This window comes from Streptomyces sp. NBC_00203 (assembly GCF_045206325.1).
GTDB classification, from domain to species: Bacteria; Actinomycetota; Actinomycetes; order Streptomycetales; family Streptomycetaceae; genus Streptomyces; species Streptomyces lutosisoli.
Window position 1 is genome coordinate 10,164,835 of sequence record NZ_CP108126.1, and the last position, 16,263, is coordinate 10,181,097.

The window sequence follows — 16,263 nt, forward strand, 5'->3', positions numbered from 1 at the left end:
GTCCCCTGTCGCCGTCGCACAATTGACCGTACAGTGACAAGTCATAGATTTTCAGGCGTGATTGACGGGGGGAACGTCATGTCCTGGGACCAGCACGGCCCGCGCGACGATGCAGTCGTACCACCGATGCCGTCGGCACCACCGACACCGCAGATGCCCTTCGCGCCGCCACCCACCGCACCTCCACCCGAAACCGGCCCTCCTCCTGCTCCGGCCCCTCCTCCCGCTCCCGCGGACGGATGGAGATCCGCCGCGGTGGGCCTGCTGAATCTCTCCGGTCTCGGGATCGGCTACGCGCTCCTGCGCCGCTGGGGATTGATGGCCGTGTGCTGGACCGCGACGGCGATTCTGCTCGTGGTGGCCCTTCCCGCGGACCCGGACGGTCTCCCCGGCGGAGCCCTCGTCCTCTACCTGGTCCTTCTCGCGCTCGCGGCCGTCCACGGCGCGGCCGTGGGGCTGCGGACCCGTCTGTCGTGGCCGCCGCGTCCGGCGGTCGCGCTCGTGCTCGGCGTCGTCCTCCTGGCCGTACCGGCCGGAGGTGCCGTCCTGTACGACGGTGCGCGCGACGAAGCCACCGAGCAGATGCTCATGGACCGGCTGGAGCGGGCGGACGCCGTCGTCCGGGCCGCCGGGAAGCAGCCGTTCGCCAGCGCGGAGTCCGACTACAGCCGGGCGCTGGCCGTCTACCACGCTCTGCGCGCGGACCACCCGGGATCGCGGGCGGCCGCCCAGGTCCCCGACCGGCTCAAGACCTACTACGCGACGGTGGGCGCTCCCTATGGGCAGGAGCGGTACTGCGACGCCGTGGCACCCCTGAAGTACCTTCGCACCGTCCCGGGGACCATGGGCAAGCAGGACCTCGGAACGCTGTCCACCTGGCCCGACGACCGCCTGGCCACCTCGCTCTACGCCTGTGCGTCGCAGTCCCTGAGCGGCGGTGAGGCGGACTGGACCGTGCAGTTCAGCGACCTGTTGTCGACGTTCCCGCGGTCCGCGCAGGCCGCGAAGGTGGAACCGGCCGTCTCCTCCGCGGTCGACGCGGCCGTGAAGCAGGTCGGCGGCGACGAGCCCTGTGCTGCGGTCCAGCGCCTGGAGAGCCTGAGTTCCCAGGTCGGCGGGTTGCCGGGGGAGCAGGCGGGAGTGGCGGAAGCCCTCGACAAGGATGCCTCCCGCGCCGACCGGAGCGCCTCCTCGGGCACCTACGCCTGCGGCGTGGACCAGTACAAGGACGGGAGCTTCGACGAGGCCGTCACCACCATGGACGACTTCGTCAAGAACAACCCGCACCACAAGAACCGGGCCCGCGCCCAGAAGATCGCCATCGCCGCGGAGGTCGCGCAGACGGTGCCCGCGGCGGGCAAGCGCCTGCCGACGACGGCATCCGGCGGCAGTATCAGCGTCACCGTCAAGAACGACAGTCCCGACGACATCAGGGTGCTCTACACCGGGCCGGTGACCGGCAGCTTCACCCTCAAGGGCTGCGGAAGCTGCACGTCCTACTCCCTCACCAGCACCCTGGTGCGGGGCTTCACACCGTGCGACGACAGCGGCAAGAACTACCCGCAGCGGACCATCCGGCTGCCGGTCGGCACCACGTACTTCGTGCACAAGTCGCAGGACAGCAGCGGAAAGTCGCCGGCATCGGACACGGTCAAGCTGTCACCCGGCTACATCTACACCGAGTGCGCCTATACGACGGGCTTCAGTTACTGACAGCCGCGGCCGGCACCCCAGGGCGCCGGCCGCGGTGAACCGATCCCGGGTCAGCCCTCGATGCGGTGGGTTGTCCAGAACGACGTCAGGTCCGTGGTCGTGGCGGCCTGGGCGGCCGCCTTGAACTCGGCCGTGGTGGAGACGCCGTACCAGTGCGAAGTGGCGTAGTCCTTCAGGAGTTTGGCCATGACGGTGTCGCCGAGGACGCGCCGCAGATCGTGCAGCGCGCACTTGCCGTAGCCGTAGACGACGGTGGAGTAGCGGGACGAGTGGGCGTCCCAGTACGCCATCGAGTTGGTGATCTTCTCCGCCGTCGAGGCCCACGAAACGCTGTTCCAGCAGCTCGTGCCGGTCTTGTTCAGCGCCAGATCGGTGGCGTAGTCGGTGAACGCCTCATCGAGCCACGGGCTGTTGTACTCGTCGTCGCCGACGATCCCGTAGAACCACTGGTGGCCGATCTCGTGGGTGAGCGCCGTGGTGCTGACCAGGTCGAGGACGAACCCGGGGTACTCCATGCCGCCGAACCAGAAGTTGTTGTCGATCACCGCGTCCAGCTCGCCGTACGGGTAGGCGCCGAAGCGTCCCGCGTGGGCGTCCACGGCGGTCTTCGCGGTGGTGAGCATCGACTGGGCGTCGGACGAGCTGATGCCCGAGACGGAGTAGATGTTGATCGGGGTGCCCGCCGTCGACGTACCCGAGATCTTGGTGAACGGGCCCGCCGCCCAGGCGAAGTCACGCACCTTGGAGGCGGTGGCCGTGGTCACCGTACGTCCGCTGGAGCCGGGGGTGTCCACCGAGGCGCCGGTGGCGGGCACCAGCAGGGTGGTCGGGTGGTCGAGGGTCACCTTGAAGTCGGCGGCCAGGGAGTAGAACGACTCGCCGTTGTTCGTGTACGGGTCCAGATGCCAGCCGGCCCCGTCCTTGACCGCGAGCACGGGCAGGGCGTTGCCGATCATGCTGAACGCCCCGTCGTAGCCGAACCGGTCGGCGCCGCTCGGGACGGTGATGCCCAGGTCGAAGCCGATGGTGGCGCTCTGGCCCTGGGCCAGCGGGGTCGGCAGGGCGATCTGCTGGGCCGTGCAGCCGACTGACAGGGCGCCCGCGGTGCCGCCGGTGACGTTGCTGACCGCGATCGGCATCGCGGAGCAGGTGCCGTGGTAGTTGTCCCACAGCCTCAGGTACACCTCGCTGAGCGCGGTGGAGGAGGCGTTGGTGAAGGTCACGCTCTCGTGGCCGGTCCAGACGGTGCCGCTCGTGTTGCTGCTCAGACTGACGGTGTACGACGGCGCAGCCGGCGTGCGCGTCGAGTCCGCGGGCGGGGTCGTGTCACCCGAGGTGTTGAGCGCGATGTCGTCGAGGACGAAGCTCGTCTGGAGGCTGGAGTCCTCCGTGCCGGTGAAGGCGACGCTCACGGTCTGGCCCGCGAACGACGACACGTCGAACGACTTCTGCACATAACCGGTGGCCTTGTTGAGGTTCGAGTACGTCGCCAGCGTCGTACTGCCGATCTTCGCCGTCAGCTTGTCGTACGCGGTTGACGAGGTCGTCTCGGTGGTGTCGATGTGCAGCCAGAAGGTGAGCGTGGCGCTGCTGCACCCGGAGGGGATCGTGACGCTCTGCGAGAGGGTGTCGGTGTGTGTGCTGCCGACACCGTCCAGCCAGGCGAAGCTGCTGCCGCCATGGGCGGTCTGGCCGGTGCGGTTGGTGATCACACTGGTCGACGACTGGGTCCAGGGCGAAGTACCGCTCTCGAAACCGCCGTTGGTGACCACCTGGGCCGGGGTGCAGGCGGCGGCCAGTGGCGCCGCGGTCGGTGCTGCCGCCGCCGGGGTGACGGGGAGCAGGAATCCGGCCGACGCGACGAGGGCGAGTGCGCCCGCCGCGAGGGCCCTGTGGGGGGTTGGTCTCACGCGAATCTCCTTTGAGGCGGCCGGGGTTACGGCCTGCTCGGTGGCCGCCGGGAGGCTTGGGTGCGCCGGAGGGCGGCCGGGTGAGATGTCCGTTGCGCCTCCCTGGGATCAGGGCGACGGCTGCCGGAAGCGTGGCAGATTTGACGGAGTCATGCCATCGAAGTGAGTGAAAGTGGTCCTACTGATCCGTTTCGCCCAGCGCGGGCGTCAACCGCGACCAGGGGTTGGGGCGCGCCCGCCGTCACTCCCGCGCCATCTCGGACTCCGCCGAACTCGCCGCCGACTCGGCGTCGTTCACCAGCTTCCGCAGCTGAGCGAGGTCCGTGGAGGAGGAAGAGGAAGGAGAGGAGGAAGAGGAGGAAGGCGCCGGGCTGTGCGTGTTCTCGGCGTGGCCGCCGCATGCCGTCAGCGACAGCAGCAGTACGGCGGCGCAGGTGGCCACGCCGGCGTGGGGGGCGCGCATCAGTTGTCGGCTCCGTTGTCGTGGGCCTTGCACCACTTCTGTACGTCCGCCAGATCCTTCTGACGGGCTTCCAGGGTGGGAACGAGGGAACGCCGGAAGGTGAGCCTGTCGTTCAGGTAGGTCTCGATCTCCGTGTGTCCCGCCGACTTGGCGGCGGCCACGCGCTGTTCCAGGCGGGCGAGGGAGCCACGCCGTGACGCGTCCGCGTGCAGCCGGTCGAGGATCCGGTCGATCCGGTGGTCGATCTTCGGCGCGCGCTTGCAGAGCCCCGGCGCGCCGTCACCCGTGGGGGTGCCCGACGGCCCGGGGTGCGGGTCGTCGGCCGTGGCGGCGCCCGCGGTGCCGAGCAGGGTGCCGACGGCGATCAGCGAGATGACGGTTGTCCTGGTCCTTGGCATGCGAACTCCTTCGTGTTGCGCGGCGGTTGCCCTCACGGGCCCGCACGAGCCCTCACAGGCCCTCACGCCCCGGCAAGTTAGGAGTCTTCTTTGTGGAATTCTTGTGGCCGGTCCGCGGTCGAGATCATCCAGTTGCGCTGGAGGGGAAGCGTCGTTTCCGTGCCGGCCGCGCCGTCGAGGAGCGGCAGGACGACCTCGATCCGGATGCCCGGCCCTGCCGGCGGGTCAACGACACGGATGCGGCCCCGGTGCAGGTCGATCTGCTGGGCGACGAGGGTGAGTCCGAGGCCGGAACCCGGGCTGTCCGCTCGGCGATTGAAGCGTTCGAAGACCTCGGCGCGACGATCGGGCGGGATGCCCGGACCCCGGTCGTCGACGACGAGGATCGCGTGGCCGCCGCTCGCGCGCAGCGTGACGTCGACCCTCGCGGGCCGACCGTGCTCGCACCCGTGCACGAGCGCGTTGGCGAGGAGGTTGTCCACGACCGTGCGCAGTCCCGGCTCCCAGCCGTGGACATACAGACCGGGCGGGCAGTCGCTGGAGATCCGTGCGAGCGGATGGCGTCGCACCTGGTCCTCCGCGCTCGCCTCGACGACGTCCGCCAGATCCACCGGGCCGAAGGCGTCCGCCTCGACCAGATCGCCACGACCGAGCTCGCGCAGCATCACCAACAGCCCCAACAGCCGGGCGTGTTCGCGGCGAAGGTCGCCCAGCGTTTCGTCGCGGTCGGGTCCGGGAAGCTCCGGATGCGCGGTGAGGATCTCCAGGTTGGTCTGCATGCTCATCAGCGGAGTGCGCAGTTCGTGCGAGGCGGCCGAGGCGAAGGAACGGGCCGTGGCGAGTGCTTCGGCGGTTCTGGCGGCCTGTTCGTCATAGCGGGTCAGGACCGTCTGGAGGGTGTGCGCCAGATCGTCGACCTCGGCGATCCGGGTCGGCGCGTGGTCCAGCCGGGCGGTGCTGGTGCGCGGGTCCAGGCCGCTCGCGCTGTCCCGCAGGCGGCGCAGCGGACGGCTCGCACGCGAGGCGACGGCCCCGGCGAGCAGCCCGGACAGCGGCGCGGCGAGCAGCGCGACGGTCACCACGCGTCCGCGGACCAGACGCAGCTGTGCCTCCCCCGCCGTGTCCGGCGCGAACAGCCAGAGCGTGCCGCGGACGCCGGGCCGCGCGCCGGTCACCCGCGTCGACAGCACCCGCCAGCTCCGGCTGCGGGCCGCCGGTGAAGGTCTCCTCGGGACCGATCAGCCGTACGCCGACGTCCAGGGCGGAGGTGAACAGCCGCCGCTCGCGGGCCTGTTCCACCGCCGCCGACCGGTCGGCGGCGCTCGCCCGCAGCAGCCCACGGGCGTCCTTGGCCACGGCCGTGGCGCGCTCGCGCAGGTGAGCGTCCTGCTGGTCGTGCAGATCCGCCGCCACCAGCCGCAGCAGCAGCCAGCCGGTGGCCAGAACCAGTACGGGCACGCTGGCCCCGACGGCCAGGGCGATCCGCGTGGACAGCCTCATCGCCCGGAACCCGCACTGTCGTCCCGCAGAACGAAGCCCACTCCCCGTACGGTGTGGATGATCCGGGAGCGGCCCGATGTCTCCAGTTTGCGCCGCAGGTAGCTCACGAAGGTGTCCACCGCGTCGGTGCGCACATCGAAGTCGTACCCCCAGACGCGGTCGAGGAGCTGGTCGCGGCTGAGCACGAGACCGGCATTGCGCGCGAGGACATGGAGAAGCTCGAACTCGCGCCGCGTCAGGTCCAGGGGGTTCCCGTCGAGCATCACCCGGCGGGCCGCGGGATCCAGCAGTAGCCCGCCGACCCGTACGGTGTCGGTGTCCCGCGGAGGCCGGCGCCGCAACAGCGCCTGCAGGCGCAGGACCAGCTCCTGCAGGGCGAAGGGCTTGACCAGGTAGTCGTCACCGCCGGCCTGCAGTCCCGCGATCCGGTCGGCGGTCTCGTCGAGCGCGGAGAGCATCAGGACGGGTACGTCGTTGTTCTCGCCGCGCAGCGTCCGGCACACGTCGATGCCGCTGAGGTCCGGCATGGAGATGTCCAGCACGATCGCGTCCGGCGGCGTCCGTCGGGCCACGGCCAGTGCCGGGCGGCCGCCGTCGGCGAGGTCCACGGTGAACCCGCCGAGCCGCAGACCGCGTTCCAGTGAACGGCGTATCGCCGCGTCGTCGTCGACGACCAGGACACGGCCCAGGTCTCCGCTCATCGCCACACCCCCAGCTCGGTCGAACAGGCCGTCGCGCTCCTGTTCGCCGCCCATAGTGCATCAGCTCGCCGTCCGCAGGCACGAAACGGTAACGAAGGATTTGTGCGGCGTAATGGAGCGACCGCGAAGCGTAACGTCCCCTGTCCTGAGGGCTCGTGGGGGAGCCATCAGGTGTGGGGGAGGGGATGTCATGTCCGTCATGACAGGTGGGGGAGTGCTGCCCGGATTCACCCGGGCCCGCCCGATCGCAGCGGTCTGTCTGGGGCTCATGTGCGCCACGCTGACCGGCTGCGGGGACGACGGCTCGCCGACAGCCGGAGCGTCGACGGCTCCCGCGAGCACCATCGCGTCCAGTCCGTCGGCGTCGGCCTCGCCGCCGGAACCGACGCCCTCGGTCACCGACGTACCGACGACCGAGTCCGAAGACCCGGTCACGCCCTCGCCCCCGGACGATCCGGCGTCCGACGGCACGTCGGACGCCTCGGCGTTGTGGGGCAAGGCCTACAGCGGTACCGCGGACATCTCCGTCGACGTCTACGACTACTGCAATGCCGACGGCTCCCGCCGCCTGGCCGACAGCCAGAGCTACTCCCTGGACAGCACGCTCAACCTGAGCCGGCCGCGGACCGGCGGCGACGAGACCGAGAACAACCCGTTCTCCCTGCTGTTCGCGGCGGGTGACCCGTCCCGGGCCGGCGCGGTCTCGTTCTGGTCCTCGGCGGTCAGCACGACCTCCGGCCAGGACGTGGCGGGCAACCCCCGTGATCCGCAGGTGCTGTTGACGTACTGGGACATGGACTGGTCCGACGGCGAACTGGACGCCCGGCTGACCGACCCCCACACCCAGGAGGCCGTGGCGCTCAATCTGTTCAACTGGTCCAGCCCCGTCGTGGCCTGCCGGTCCGACCTCGGCCAGCTGCCCGGGGGCTACCCACACGCACTCGCCTCCGGTACGACCCTCAATGGACAACTCGACGACTCCACGGCAACCCTGACGGCCGAAGGCAGCAGCACCGACAGTCTGATCGAGTTCCACTTCACGTTCGAAGGAACCGCCTCGTGAGACGGCGGGGGCGGCCAACCGGACATGCGCCAACCGGACATGCGCAGATCGGATATCGGCAGAACGGACATGGGCAGAACGGACTTTGGCAGAACGGACATGGGGAGACCGGATGACGGCGACCGACCGACTCGACCGCTGGGGTGTGAGGATCGCCGCGTGGTCCGCGCCCGGCGAGACCGCGCTCGCAGCGCAGACCACTCGGGCGTACGCGGCGGGCGGCGCCACTCGCCGAACCCTCTTCTCGCCGAGCGGACACGCGCCGGGTGGGATGGGAGGCGGGACGGCATCCGTCCTGCCCGCGGTGCTGGACGGGCTCGCTTACGCCGCCGAGGCCCTCAAGTCCGCTTTGGGAAGTCCACAGTTGAGCAATGTGCTGTCCGTCACCGGCTTGCTGGTCGGACTGCGGGCACATCGTTCCGGCTCCGCGTCCGACCATGCCGAGACCGCGCCGGCCTCCACCGAGTCACCGCAGCCGGGAGAGGACACCGCGCCCGGCCCCGGAGCGTCGTCGGCCGCGCCCGACCCTGGAGCATCGTCCGCCGTGCCCTCGCTGGAGGTCATGCGAGCCGCCCTGCGGATGAGTGAACGGCTCCGAGCCCGGGGGATCGAGCCGGCCGAAGCCGACGAACTGGCCGCCAGGGTGACCGCCCAGTTCCTGACCGAGGGGGATCCGGCCGACGCGGCAGCGTTCCTCGACGCTCTCGTGGGCGAGGAGCCCCCGCAGCCGGACGTGAGCGCCACCCGCCTCCGGCAGACGGGACCGAGCCGGTTCATCGCCGCCGCGTCGGGCCTGCTGTCCCGCGTCGGACGCCATCGCACGACGCCATGAGTGGGCCTTCTCCCACTCGGCCCGCCCGCTCATGGAATCCCCCTCCGTGGCTGTGGCTGACGCTGCTCCTGTTCTTGGCGCAGGTCCCCACCCTGATCGGCCACGCCTTCGGGGTCGGTACGGGACTGGGGCAGTTCAGCGAGGCCGGCCATGGCCGGTTCGTCACCGCGCTGCTCAGCCTGGTCCAACTCCTGCCCCTCTTCTTCCTGCTGGCGGCAGCCCTCGCGCTCTTCGCCCCGCGGGCCCGCTGCCACTTCGTCGAGCGGCGCTACGGACTGCTGCCGCCCGACCATCCGCTGATGGCTCCGGCGGCAGGGGCGCCGAGGGCGCCGGGCGAAGTCCCGGAACCGCATTTCCACGATGAGATGGCGGCCTTCCTCACCGAGCACGCGCCCGGCACTCAACTGCGCTTCAGTACCCAGGCGGGCTTCTCCGCCCGCGTCTACCCGGGCGGTTGGCGCGTCACGCGGATCGGCGTCTTCGCTTCGCTCGTCCACCTGTGGGAGGCGGATGTGGAGGCGGCCCGCGCGGTCCTCCTGCACGAACTCGGGCATCTGCGCCACGGCGAGCAGCATGTGGCCGGGCTCGGCAGCCCCTTCACCGCCCTCGTCCGTGTCTGGCCGTACGTGCTCGGGGGCCTCGTCGTCGTACCGGTCACCCTGTTGTTCGTCACCGGCAACGCGACCGCCCCTCTGACGCTCGCCGAGGTCGTCCTGGTCCTGTTCAGCGTGCCGAAAGTGCTGCTCCTGGTGGTCGCCGCGCTCTGGTCGGCGGAACTGGGGGCGGATCGACACGCCGCCCGGGCAGCGGGGGCCGACACCCTCGTACGTGCGCTGCGTCGCCTGGAGGAGGGGGATCGCGGAGGGCCGGCCCGGCTCTATCACCCGCCCGCGGGGTTACGGATCTGGTTCGCGTCGCGCGCGGAAACCGGCGGGGTACTGCTCCTGTTGACGCTGCTGTGGCCGTTCGCCCTGCTCACCCAGCTGCTCCTGACGATGCTGGGTGCGGTGCCGGCATACGTGCTGCTGGGCGCTTCGTGGGATCGTGCCAGCAGGGAGGTTCTCGCGCTGGCCCATGACGCGCTGACGGCGGACCCCGCCTGGTGGGCCACGCTCGCCGTCGTCCTTGTCTGGCCCCTGGCGACCGGCGTCCGGTCGTCGGCCGGAGCCCGGTCCGCTGTCTCCGTCTCGTCGAGGGTGTACGCGACAGCCGTCCTGTTTCCCGCGGTTGTCCTGCTCGTCGGACTTCTGCCCCTTGTGTCCAGGCCGACCGGGGACGTCTTCGCCGAGGGCCACGACGGGCACGCGACCGCGTCCACCGGGGTGCCGGGCGGGGGCGGCGGCGGGGGCACCTCGACCGTGTGTCCCAGCGCTTCGGCACCACCTGCTCCGACGCGTCCGCCGGGGCTCCCCTCCTTCACGCGAGGAAGCCCGACGGCGTCCGGCGATGCGGCACCGCACCAGTCGGACGGACCGCAGACCTTCCGCACCCTGAGGGTCACGTCCGTCGAAGCGCTGTCGGGATCCACGGCTCAGGCCCAGGACGTGGGCGAACGGCTCCGTGGGGCCCGCTGGACGCTGCACGGCGACGGCAGCCTGAGCGCCGATGTCGCCGGTGTTCCCGTTCTGCGCGGTAGCGGCACCGACGGCGCGACACGATGGTTCACCGGGCAGCGCACGGAACACACCGCTGTCGGCACGACCACGACCTGGACGGAGGCCCGCCTCGTCGTCGGCACGGACCAGTCGCCCCGACTGGACCTCATCAGGGCGGCGACACTGGCCATGCGGGCCGTGGTCGACTGCCGGGAGTTCACGTCCACTTCGAGCACGGCGCAGCGCTTTTCCCTGACGCTGAGCGGTCAGTGACTGCCGAAGCGTGGCGCCGGGGGAGTCACATCTCGATGCGCGTGCCCACGTCGCCGTCTTCGGCGACGGTGTGGGCGACATGCGCGGCGGCTACGTCCAGCGCGGCATGGCCGGTGGATTTGAAGAGGGTGAGTTCGGCGTCGGTCCGGCGGCCGGGGTGGTGGCCGGAGAGGACGGAGCCGAGGAGTGTGACGGGCCGCCCGGCAGGGAGGTCCTGCAACTCGTGTGCGCCGGACGGGGGTTGGGTCGTGGCGGCGCCGGGCCACTCGGCGAAGAGTGTGGCGTCGTGGACGGTGCCGGCGTCCAGTTCGGGCCCGTGGGATCCCCCCACCGAGCTGATGTGTGCGCCGGGGGCGAGCCAGGCGCGGAGGATCACGGGCTCGACCGCTCCGGTGCAGCAGAAGACCGTGTCGGCCTCGCGTACCGCCGCCTCGATACCGGGTGCGGCCCGGCCCGCGGGATGGAGAGCGGCGGAGCTCTCGGCGCGTTGTGGGTCGCGGCCGCCGACGCTGACCGGGGTCGTGGGATCGATGGCGGCGAGCAGCCGGATCTGGGCACGCGCCTGGGCGCCGGTCCCGATGACGGCGACGCGGGTGGGGTGGGGGCGGGCCAGGACGCGGGCGCTGAGGGTGGCGGCGGCCGCGGTGCGGATCTCGGTGAGGGGCTCGGCGTCCATCAGGGCCAGCGGGCGGCCGTCCTCGGCGTCGAAGAGCGCGACGATGCCGCGGTGACTGCTGCGTCCGGGCTGTGCGGGGTCGGCGAACACGGAGACGAGTTTGGCCGCGAGCCCGAGTCCGGGAACGTAACCGGGCATGGCGCCCAGCAGTCCACCCGGGGCGCGGGCCGCGATCCGCGGTGGCGCGGAGGCCTCGCCCTGGCTGATGGCGATGAGGGCCGTCGCTACGGCGTCGATGACGCGGTGCGGGTCGAGCGCGGCACGCGTCTGCGCGCCGTCGAGGAAGCGGATCTCGCTCATGACGGACCGTCCGAGGGTGTGGTGGGTGCGCCGGAGCCGGAGAGGATCCGCCGCAGTTCGTCGGTCGCCTCCCGCAGGTCCTGTCGCAGCCGGGGAAGGCGGGAAGCGTCGAACTCCGCGTTCAGGCCCACGACGGTCAGGGCACAGACGGGCGCGCCCGGCTGGGGGACAACGGCACGGCTGAGGGAGGCGACGGGCTGCTCGTTGCGGCCGTACTCGACGGCGAATCCGGACCGCTCGGTGCGCTCGATGTCGGCCAGCAGCCCGTCCGGCCCGGTCAGCTCGTACCCGGCCTCCTCCGCGGGGCGGAGATAGGGGGCGCGAGCGGACGGGTCGAGCGCGGCGACCAGGGCGAGGGGGCCGGCGAACCGGTGGACGGGCAGGGCCTCGCCCATCAGGTGACTGATCATGGCGAGGCGATCGGGCCGTACGACGTCGATCACCCGGGACCTGTCGGCCTCCGGCACCTGGAGGTTGACCATCAGGCCGGTGCGTTCGGACAGGGTGGTGAGCACCGGACGGGCGAGCGCGGCGAGGGAGTTCCTGGCCGCGGAGGACGACAACCGCAGCACCGCGGTGCCGGGCAGATAGCGGTCGCCGGCCCGCAGCACCCAGCCGCGGCGTACGAGGTCGAGGAGCACGCGGTAGGCGGTGGCACGGTGCAGGCCGACCTCCTCGGCCAGGTCGGTGAGGCGCGGCGGCTGGGACGCACGGGCCACTGCCTCGACCAGGTCAAGGGCCTTGTCCACCGCGGTGCGAGGCGCTTCGGGCAATTCCGACCACTCCTTGTGGCGTCGGGAGGTGCGAGCGTACGGTAACGCATGTTTCTGCAGGCGATACATCTGTTACGCAGAGCGTAACAAGCCCCTCTGGCAAGCACCGCAACAAGCAGAGACTGAGGTGAAGATGACGAACGAGGTATCGGGCGCACCCACCCCGCACGCGCCCCCGCAGAAGGGGGCGGTCGCGGTGTACCGCGGTGCCACGCTGTTCGACGGCACCGGTCGGCCGCCCCGGCCCTCGACGTCGATCCTGATCGACGGCCCGACGATCCGCGCGGTCGCCGACGATGCCGTGCTCGCCGAGGATCTGCCCGCGCACGCGCAGGTCTTCGATCTCGACGGACGTTTCGTCATGCCCGGCCTGATCGACTCGCATCAGCACATCGCGACCCCTCCGGACCGGCCGGTGGCCGAGGCGGTGCTGCGCAGGCTCGTCTACAGCGGTGTCACCGCGATCCGCGACATGGCCGACGACCTGCGGCAGGTGGGCGACCTCGCGCGGGCCGCGTTGGTCGGCGAGATCCCCGGCCCGGACATCCGCTACGCCGCGCTGATGGCGGGACCGGGCTTCTTCGACGACCCGCGCACCCACCAGGTGTCCCAGGGGGAGACGCCGGGCGCCGTGCCGTGGATGCAGGCCATCACGGACGACACGGACCTGCGCCTGGCCGTGGCCCTGGCGCGCGGAACGCACGCCTGTGCGATCAAGGTCTACGCGGATCTCGACCACACCGCCGTCGCCTCGATCGCCGCGGAGGCACACCACCAGGGCATCCCCGTGTGGGCCCACGCCACCGTCTTCCCCGCCACGCCCCGACAGGTCGTCATGGCAGGCGCCGACAGCGTTTCGCATGTCACCCTGCTCGCCTTCGAGGGCGCCGAAGGGCAGCTGACGAGCTACAAGGACAAACCGCAGGTCGACCACCAGCGGTTCGCCACCGGCGACGATCCCCGTCTTGAGGAACTCTTCGCCCTGATGCGACAGCGCGGGACCGTCCTCGACGCGACCGCCGGCATGTGGGCGAGCGACGCCCTGGCCGGCGACGGTCCACAGGACGCGGCCCGCGCGGCCGCCAACACCGAACTCGCCGCACGCATCACCGCCCAGGCGTACCGCGCCGGCGTCGACATCTCCACGGGCACGGACTACGAGACCGATCCCAAGGACCCCTTCCCCGCGCTGTACGAGGAGTTGGCCTTCCTCGTACGCCGCTGTGGGATCCCGCCCGAGCAGGTGCTGCGCTCGGCCACGCTGATCGGCGCCCGGAGCGCCGGTGCCGAGGACGTCATGGGAAGCGTCGAAGCGGGCAAGCTCGCCAACTTCGTGGTCCTGGAGGACGATCCGCTGCGGGACATCGGCCATCTGCGCAGTGTCACGCTGACCGTCAAGCGTGGCCGTCGCTTCGAACGCGGCGAGTTCGTGCCCGGAGACAGCCACGCCGAAGAGCCCGGCCGCGACGAGGAGACCCGATGACCACCACCCCCATGATCATCAACGCGCTCGGGCAGCTCGACAATCCCAACGCACCGCGGTCGTCCGAGGCCGCCGCACAGCTCAACCCCTCCAGCGAGCAACTCACCGTCGACGCCCGGACCCTGGCCGACGCCCACGCCTCCGGCCTCACCGCCGTCAACATCACGCTCGGCTACACCATGGGCGATCTGCCGCCGTACGAGCACACGCTGCACGAGATAGCCGTATGGGACGCGATCATCCGGGACAACCCGGCGGATCTCACGAAGGTCCGCACGGTCGCCGATGTCCACCGGGCCAGGAGTGAGGGCCGGATCGGTGTCATCTACGGCTTCCAGAACGCCGTGGCCGTCGGCGAGGACACAGGTCGCATCGCCACTTTCGCCGACCTGGGTGTCCGTGTCGTCCAGCTCACCTACAACCAGGCCAACCACATCGGCGACGGTTCGATGGCGGCCGGCAACCGGGGGCTGAGCGACTTCGGCCGGCGCGTCGTCGAGGATCTGGGCGACCACCACCTCATGGTCGACCTCTCCCACAGCGGGGAACGCACCTGCCTGGAGGCCGCGAAGATCTCGCGCAGTCCCGTGTCGATCAACCACACGGGGTGCCGGGCACTGGCCGACCTGCCGCGCAACAAGACCGACGAGGAACTCCGGCTGGTGGCCTCGCGCGGCGGCTTCGTGGGCATCTACTTCATGCCCTTCCTCAACCTCTCCGGTCACGCCCGTGCCGCGGACGTCGTCGAGCACATCGACCACGCGGTGAACGTGTGCGGAGAGGACCACGTCGGCATCGGCACCGACGGAACCATCACGTCCATCGACGACCTCGACGCCTACCGGGCGCATCTCGCCGAGCACGTGGCCCTGCGTCGCGAGGCCGGCGTCGGCGCGGCGGGGGAGCGCGGCGACACACTCCCCTTCGTGCTCGACCTGCGCGGAGTGGACCAGTTCCGGGAGCTGATCCGCCTCCTGGAACGGCGGGGTTACCGCTCCGAGCGCATCGAGAAGATCCTCGGCACGAACTTCCTGGACTACGCGGACCGGGTGTGGGCGCCGGAGGGTTCCTCCTAGCCCGGCGACCATCACGACCCCTCCGAGCCGACGATTCAATCGTCGATGCAGCTGAATCGGTCGCTGAGCCTTGCTCCAGCGACGCTTTCATTCGTAGCATCGCTGCATTCGGTCACCAGATGAAGGGGTACCTCAATGGACCGCACCCGCCTCCAGCAACTCCTGGCCCGCGAGAGTGCCGAGGCCGAGCGCCGCAACCCGCGCTCCCAGGCCGCCTACCAGCGGGCCGACCACCTCTTCGGCCGGGTACCGATGACGTGGATGAACAAGACCGCGGGAGCGTTCCCCCGCTACCTGGACACCGCGCGCGGCGCCCGCGTCACCGACATCGACGGCCACGAGTACATCGACTTCTGCCTCGGAGACACGGGCGCGATGGCCGGTCATTCGCCCGCGGTGGTGGCCGAGGCGGTGCGGAGCCGGTTCGCGGAGCTCGGCGGCGCGACCGCGATGCTGCCCACCGAGGACGCCGAATGGGTCGGTGCCGAGCTCACCCGCCGCTTCGGCCTCGCGCGCTGGAGCTTCTCGCTGACGGCGACCGACGCCAACCGCTGGTCCATCCGGCTGGCGCGGGCGGTCACCGGACGTCCGAAGATCCTGGTGAACAGCTACAGCTACCACGGCAGCGTCGACGAGTCGCTGATCGTGGTCGGCCCGGACGGGCACGGCACCGCCCGCCCCGGCAACGTCGGCGCCCCCTGCGACGTCACGCTCACCAGCCGGGTCGCCGAATTCAACGACCTGGCGCAGCTGGAGCGCGAACTCGCCCACGGCGACGTGGCCGCCGTACTCATGGAGCCCGCGCTCACCAACATCGGCATCGTGCTGCCCGAGCCCGGCTACCTGGAGGGCGTGCGCGCGCTGACGCGCCAGTACGGCACCCTCCTCATCAACGACGAGACGCACACCTTCTCCGCGGGACCCGGTGGCTGCACCGCCGCCTGGGGCCTGGAGCCGGACCTGCTCACCATCGGCAAGGCGATCGGCGGAGGCATTCCGGCCGGCGCGTACGGGCTCTCGGCCGAACTCGCCGAGCAGCTGCTGGACCGTGACGACCTGGACCTGGTCGACATGGGCGGCGTCGGCGGCACCCTCGCCGGCAACGCCCTCTCCGTCGCCGCGACGCGGGCGACCCTGGAACACGTCCTCACCGACGAGGCCTTCGACTCGATGGCGAAGCTGTCGGAACGGTTCGAGGCAGGGGTGCGCGCCGGCATCGACACCTGGGCCCTCCCGTGGTCGGTGAGCAGGCTCGGCGCCCGCACCGAGTACCGCTTCACCGACCCCGCGCCGCGCAACGGAACAGAGTCCGCCGGGGCCGCCGACACGGAGCTGGAGGACTTCCTCCACCTCTATCTCGCCAACCGGGGCATCCTGCTGACCCCGTTCCACAACATGGCGCTCATGTGCCCCGCCACCACGGAGGAGGACGTGGACACGCACACTGATGTCTTCGCCGCCGCCCTGGCCGAACTGGTCGGCTGAACAGCGCCGTTGGTCCTGGGGC

The 16,263-nt window shown here is 70.9% G+C and carries 14 protein-coding genes; 7 read left to right on the forward strand and 7 right to left on the reverse strand.

The window, feature by feature from the left end; all coding sequences use genetic code 11:
* Positions 1 to 153 precede the first annotated feature (153 nt).
* Positions 154 to 1,713, forward strand: a complete 1,560-nt coding sequence (locus tag OG975_RS45065; RefSeq protein WP_406336740.1) for a hypothetical protein — start codon at positions 154 to 156, stop codon at positions 1,711 to 1,713.
* Positions 1,714 to 1,763: 50 nt separating this feature from the next.
* Here the strand turns inward: OG975_RS45065 and OG975_RS45070 are convergent, their stop codons facing one another.
* The 5 genes from OG975_RS45070 to OG975_RS45090 form a co-directional block, all read right to left on the reverse strand.
* On the reverse strand, positions 1,764 to 3,623 hold the full coding sequence (locus OG975_RS45070; RefSeq protein WP_406335527.1) for a M1 family aminopeptidase: 1,860 nt from the start codon (positions 3,621 to 3,623) through the stop codon (positions 1,764 to 1,766).
* 241 nt (positions 3,624 to 3,864) lie between these two features.
* Entirely contained in the window at positions 3,865 to 4,086 is a 222-nt protein-coding gene (locus tag OG975_RS45075; protein ID WP_406335528.1) for a hypothetical protein, read from the reverse strand.
* Complete coding sequence (locus OG975_RS45080) at positions 4,086 to 4,484, reverse strand: hypothetical protein (RefSeq protein ID WP_406335530.1); 399 nt, start codon at positions 4,482 to 4,484, stop codon at positions 4,086 to 4,088. Before OG975_RS45080 ends, OG975_RS45075 begins: the two co-directional genes overlap by 1 nt.
* Positions 4,485 to 4,561: 77 nt before the next feature.
* Positions 4,562 to 5,674 (reverse strand): sensor histidine kinase, encoded by a 1,113-nt coding sequence (locus OG975_RS45085; protein WP_406335531.1) that lies wholly within the window; start codon positions 5,672 to 5,674, stop codon positions 4,562 to 4,564.
* Positions 5,675 to 5,980: 306 nt separating this feature from the next.
* Positions 5,981 to 6,685, reverse strand: a complete 705-nt coding sequence (locus OG975_RS45090) for a response regulator transcription factor (protein WP_406335533.1) — start codon at positions 6,683 to 6,685, stop codon at positions 5,981 to 5,983.
* Between the two features lie 190 nt (positions 6,686 to 6,875).
* On the opposite strand from OG975_RS45090, the gene OG975_RS45095 reads away from it, so the two are divergent.
* The 3 genes from OG975_RS45095 to OG975_RS45105 all read left to right on the forward strand — a co-directional run bounded on the left by OG975_RS45095 (position 6,876) and on the right by OG975_RS45105 (position 10,448).
* The gene (locus OG975_RS45095; RefSeq protein ID WP_406335534.1) at positions 6,876 to 7,748 is read left to right on the forward strand and encodes a hypothetical protein; all 873 of its coding nucleotides are present in this window, start codon (positions 6,876 to 6,878) and stop codon (positions 7,746 to 7,748) included.
* A gap of 112 nt (positions 7,749 to 7,860) precedes the next feature.
* On the forward strand, positions 7,861 to 8,580 hold the full coding sequence (locus OG975_RS45100; RefSeq protein ID WP_406335535.1) for a hypothetical protein: 720 nt from the start codon (positions 7,861 to 7,863) through the stop codon (positions 8,578 to 8,580).
* Positions 8,581 to 8,654: 74 nt separating this feature from the next.
* Positions 8,655 to 10,448 carry a M48 family metalloprotease gene (locus OG975_RS45105; protein ID WP_406335537.1) on the forward strand — a complete coding sequence of 598 codons (1,794 nt, stop codon included), beginning with the start codon at positions 8,655 to 8,657 and terminating at the stop codon, positions 10,446 to 10,448.
* 25 nt (positions 10,449 to 10,473) lie between these two features.
* Here the strand turns inward: OG975_RS45105 and OG975_RS45110 are convergent, their stop codons facing one another.
* Positions 10,474 to 11,424: an ornithine cyclodeaminase family protein gene (locus tag OG975_RS45110; RefSeq protein WP_406335539.1), complete on the reverse strand. Its 951-nt coding sequence runs from the start codon at positions 11,422 to 11,424 to the stop codon at positions 10,474 to 10,476.
* On the reverse strand, positions 11,421 to 12,197 hold the full coding sequence (locus OG975_RS45115; RefSeq protein WP_406335540.1) for an IclR family transcriptional regulator: 777 nt from the start codon (positions 12,195 to 12,197) through the stop codon (positions 11,421 to 11,423). Before OG975_RS45115 ends, OG975_RS45110 begins: the two co-directional genes overlap by 4 nt.
* Positions 12,198 to 12,330: 133 nt before the next feature.
* On the opposite strand from OG975_RS45115, the gene OG975_RS45120 reads away from it, so the two are divergent.
* From OG975_RS45120 to OG975_RS45130, 3 genes are all read left to right on the forward strand, one after another.
* Complete coding sequence (locus OG975_RS45120) at positions 12,331 to 13,680, forward strand: amidohydrolase family protein (RefSeq protein ID WP_406335541.1); 1,350 nt, start codon at positions 12,331 to 12,333, stop codon at positions 13,678 to 13,680.
* On the forward strand, positions 13,677 to 14,756 hold the full coding sequence (locus OG975_RS45125; protein ID WP_406335542.1) for a dipeptidase: 1,080 nt from the start codon (positions 13,677 to 13,679) through the stop codon (positions 14,754 to 14,756). The genes OG975_RS45120 and OG975_RS45125 overlap by 4 nt, the downstream gene beginning before the upstream one ends.
* A gap of 135 nt (positions 14,757 to 14,891) precedes the next feature.
* The gene (locus OG975_RS45130; RefSeq protein ID WP_406335543.1) at positions 14,892 to 16,241 is read left to right on the forward strand and encodes a transaminase; all 1,350 of its coding nucleotides are present in this window, start codon (positions 14,892 to 14,894) and stop codon (positions 16,239 to 16,241) included.
* Positions 16,242 to 16,263 lie beyond the last annotated feature (22 nt).

Bases quoted from the DNA above. Each gene is read 5' to 3' on its own strand.
- OG975_RS45075 (WP_406335528.1), bottom strand. From the start codon at position 4,086: ATGCGCGCCCCCCACGCCGGCGTGGCCACCTGCGCCGCCGTACTGCTG.
- OG975_RS45080 (WP_406335530.1), bottom strand. From the start codon at position 4,484: ATGCCAAGGACCAGGACAACCGTCATCTCGCTGATCGCCGTCGGCACC.
- OG975_RS45090 (WP_406335533.1), bottom strand. From the start codon at position 6,685: ATGAGCGGAGACCTGGGCCGTGTCCTGGTCGTCGACGACGACGCGGCG.
- OG975_RS45125 (WP_406335542.1), top strand. From the start codon at position 13,677: ATGACCACCACCCCCATGATCATCAACGCGCTCGGGCAGCTCGACAAT.
- OG975_RS45095 (WP_406335534.1), top strand. From the start codon at position 6,876: ATGTCCGTCATGACAGGTGGGGGAGTGCTGCCCGGATTCACCCGGGCC.
- OG975_RS45065 (WP_406336740.1), top strand. From the start codon at position 154: ATGCCCTTCGCGCCGCCACCCACCGCACCTCCACCCGAAACCGGCCCT.
- OG975_RS45120 (WP_406335541.1), top strand. From the start codon at position 12,331: ATGACGAACGAGGTATCGGGCGCACCCACCCCGCACGCGCCCCCGCAG.
- OG975_RS45130 (WP_406335543.1), top strand. From the start codon at position 14,892: ATGGACCGCACCCGCCTCCAGCAACTCCTGGCCCGCGAGAGTGCCGAG.
- OG975_RS45110 (WP_406335539.1), bottom strand. From the start codon at position 11,424: ATGAGCGAGATCCGCTTCCTCGACGGCGCGCAGACGCGTGCCGCGCTC.
- OG975_RS45100 (WP_406335535.1), top strand. From the start codon at position 7,861: ATGACGGCGACCGACCGACTCGACCGCTGGGGTGTGAGGATCGCCGCG.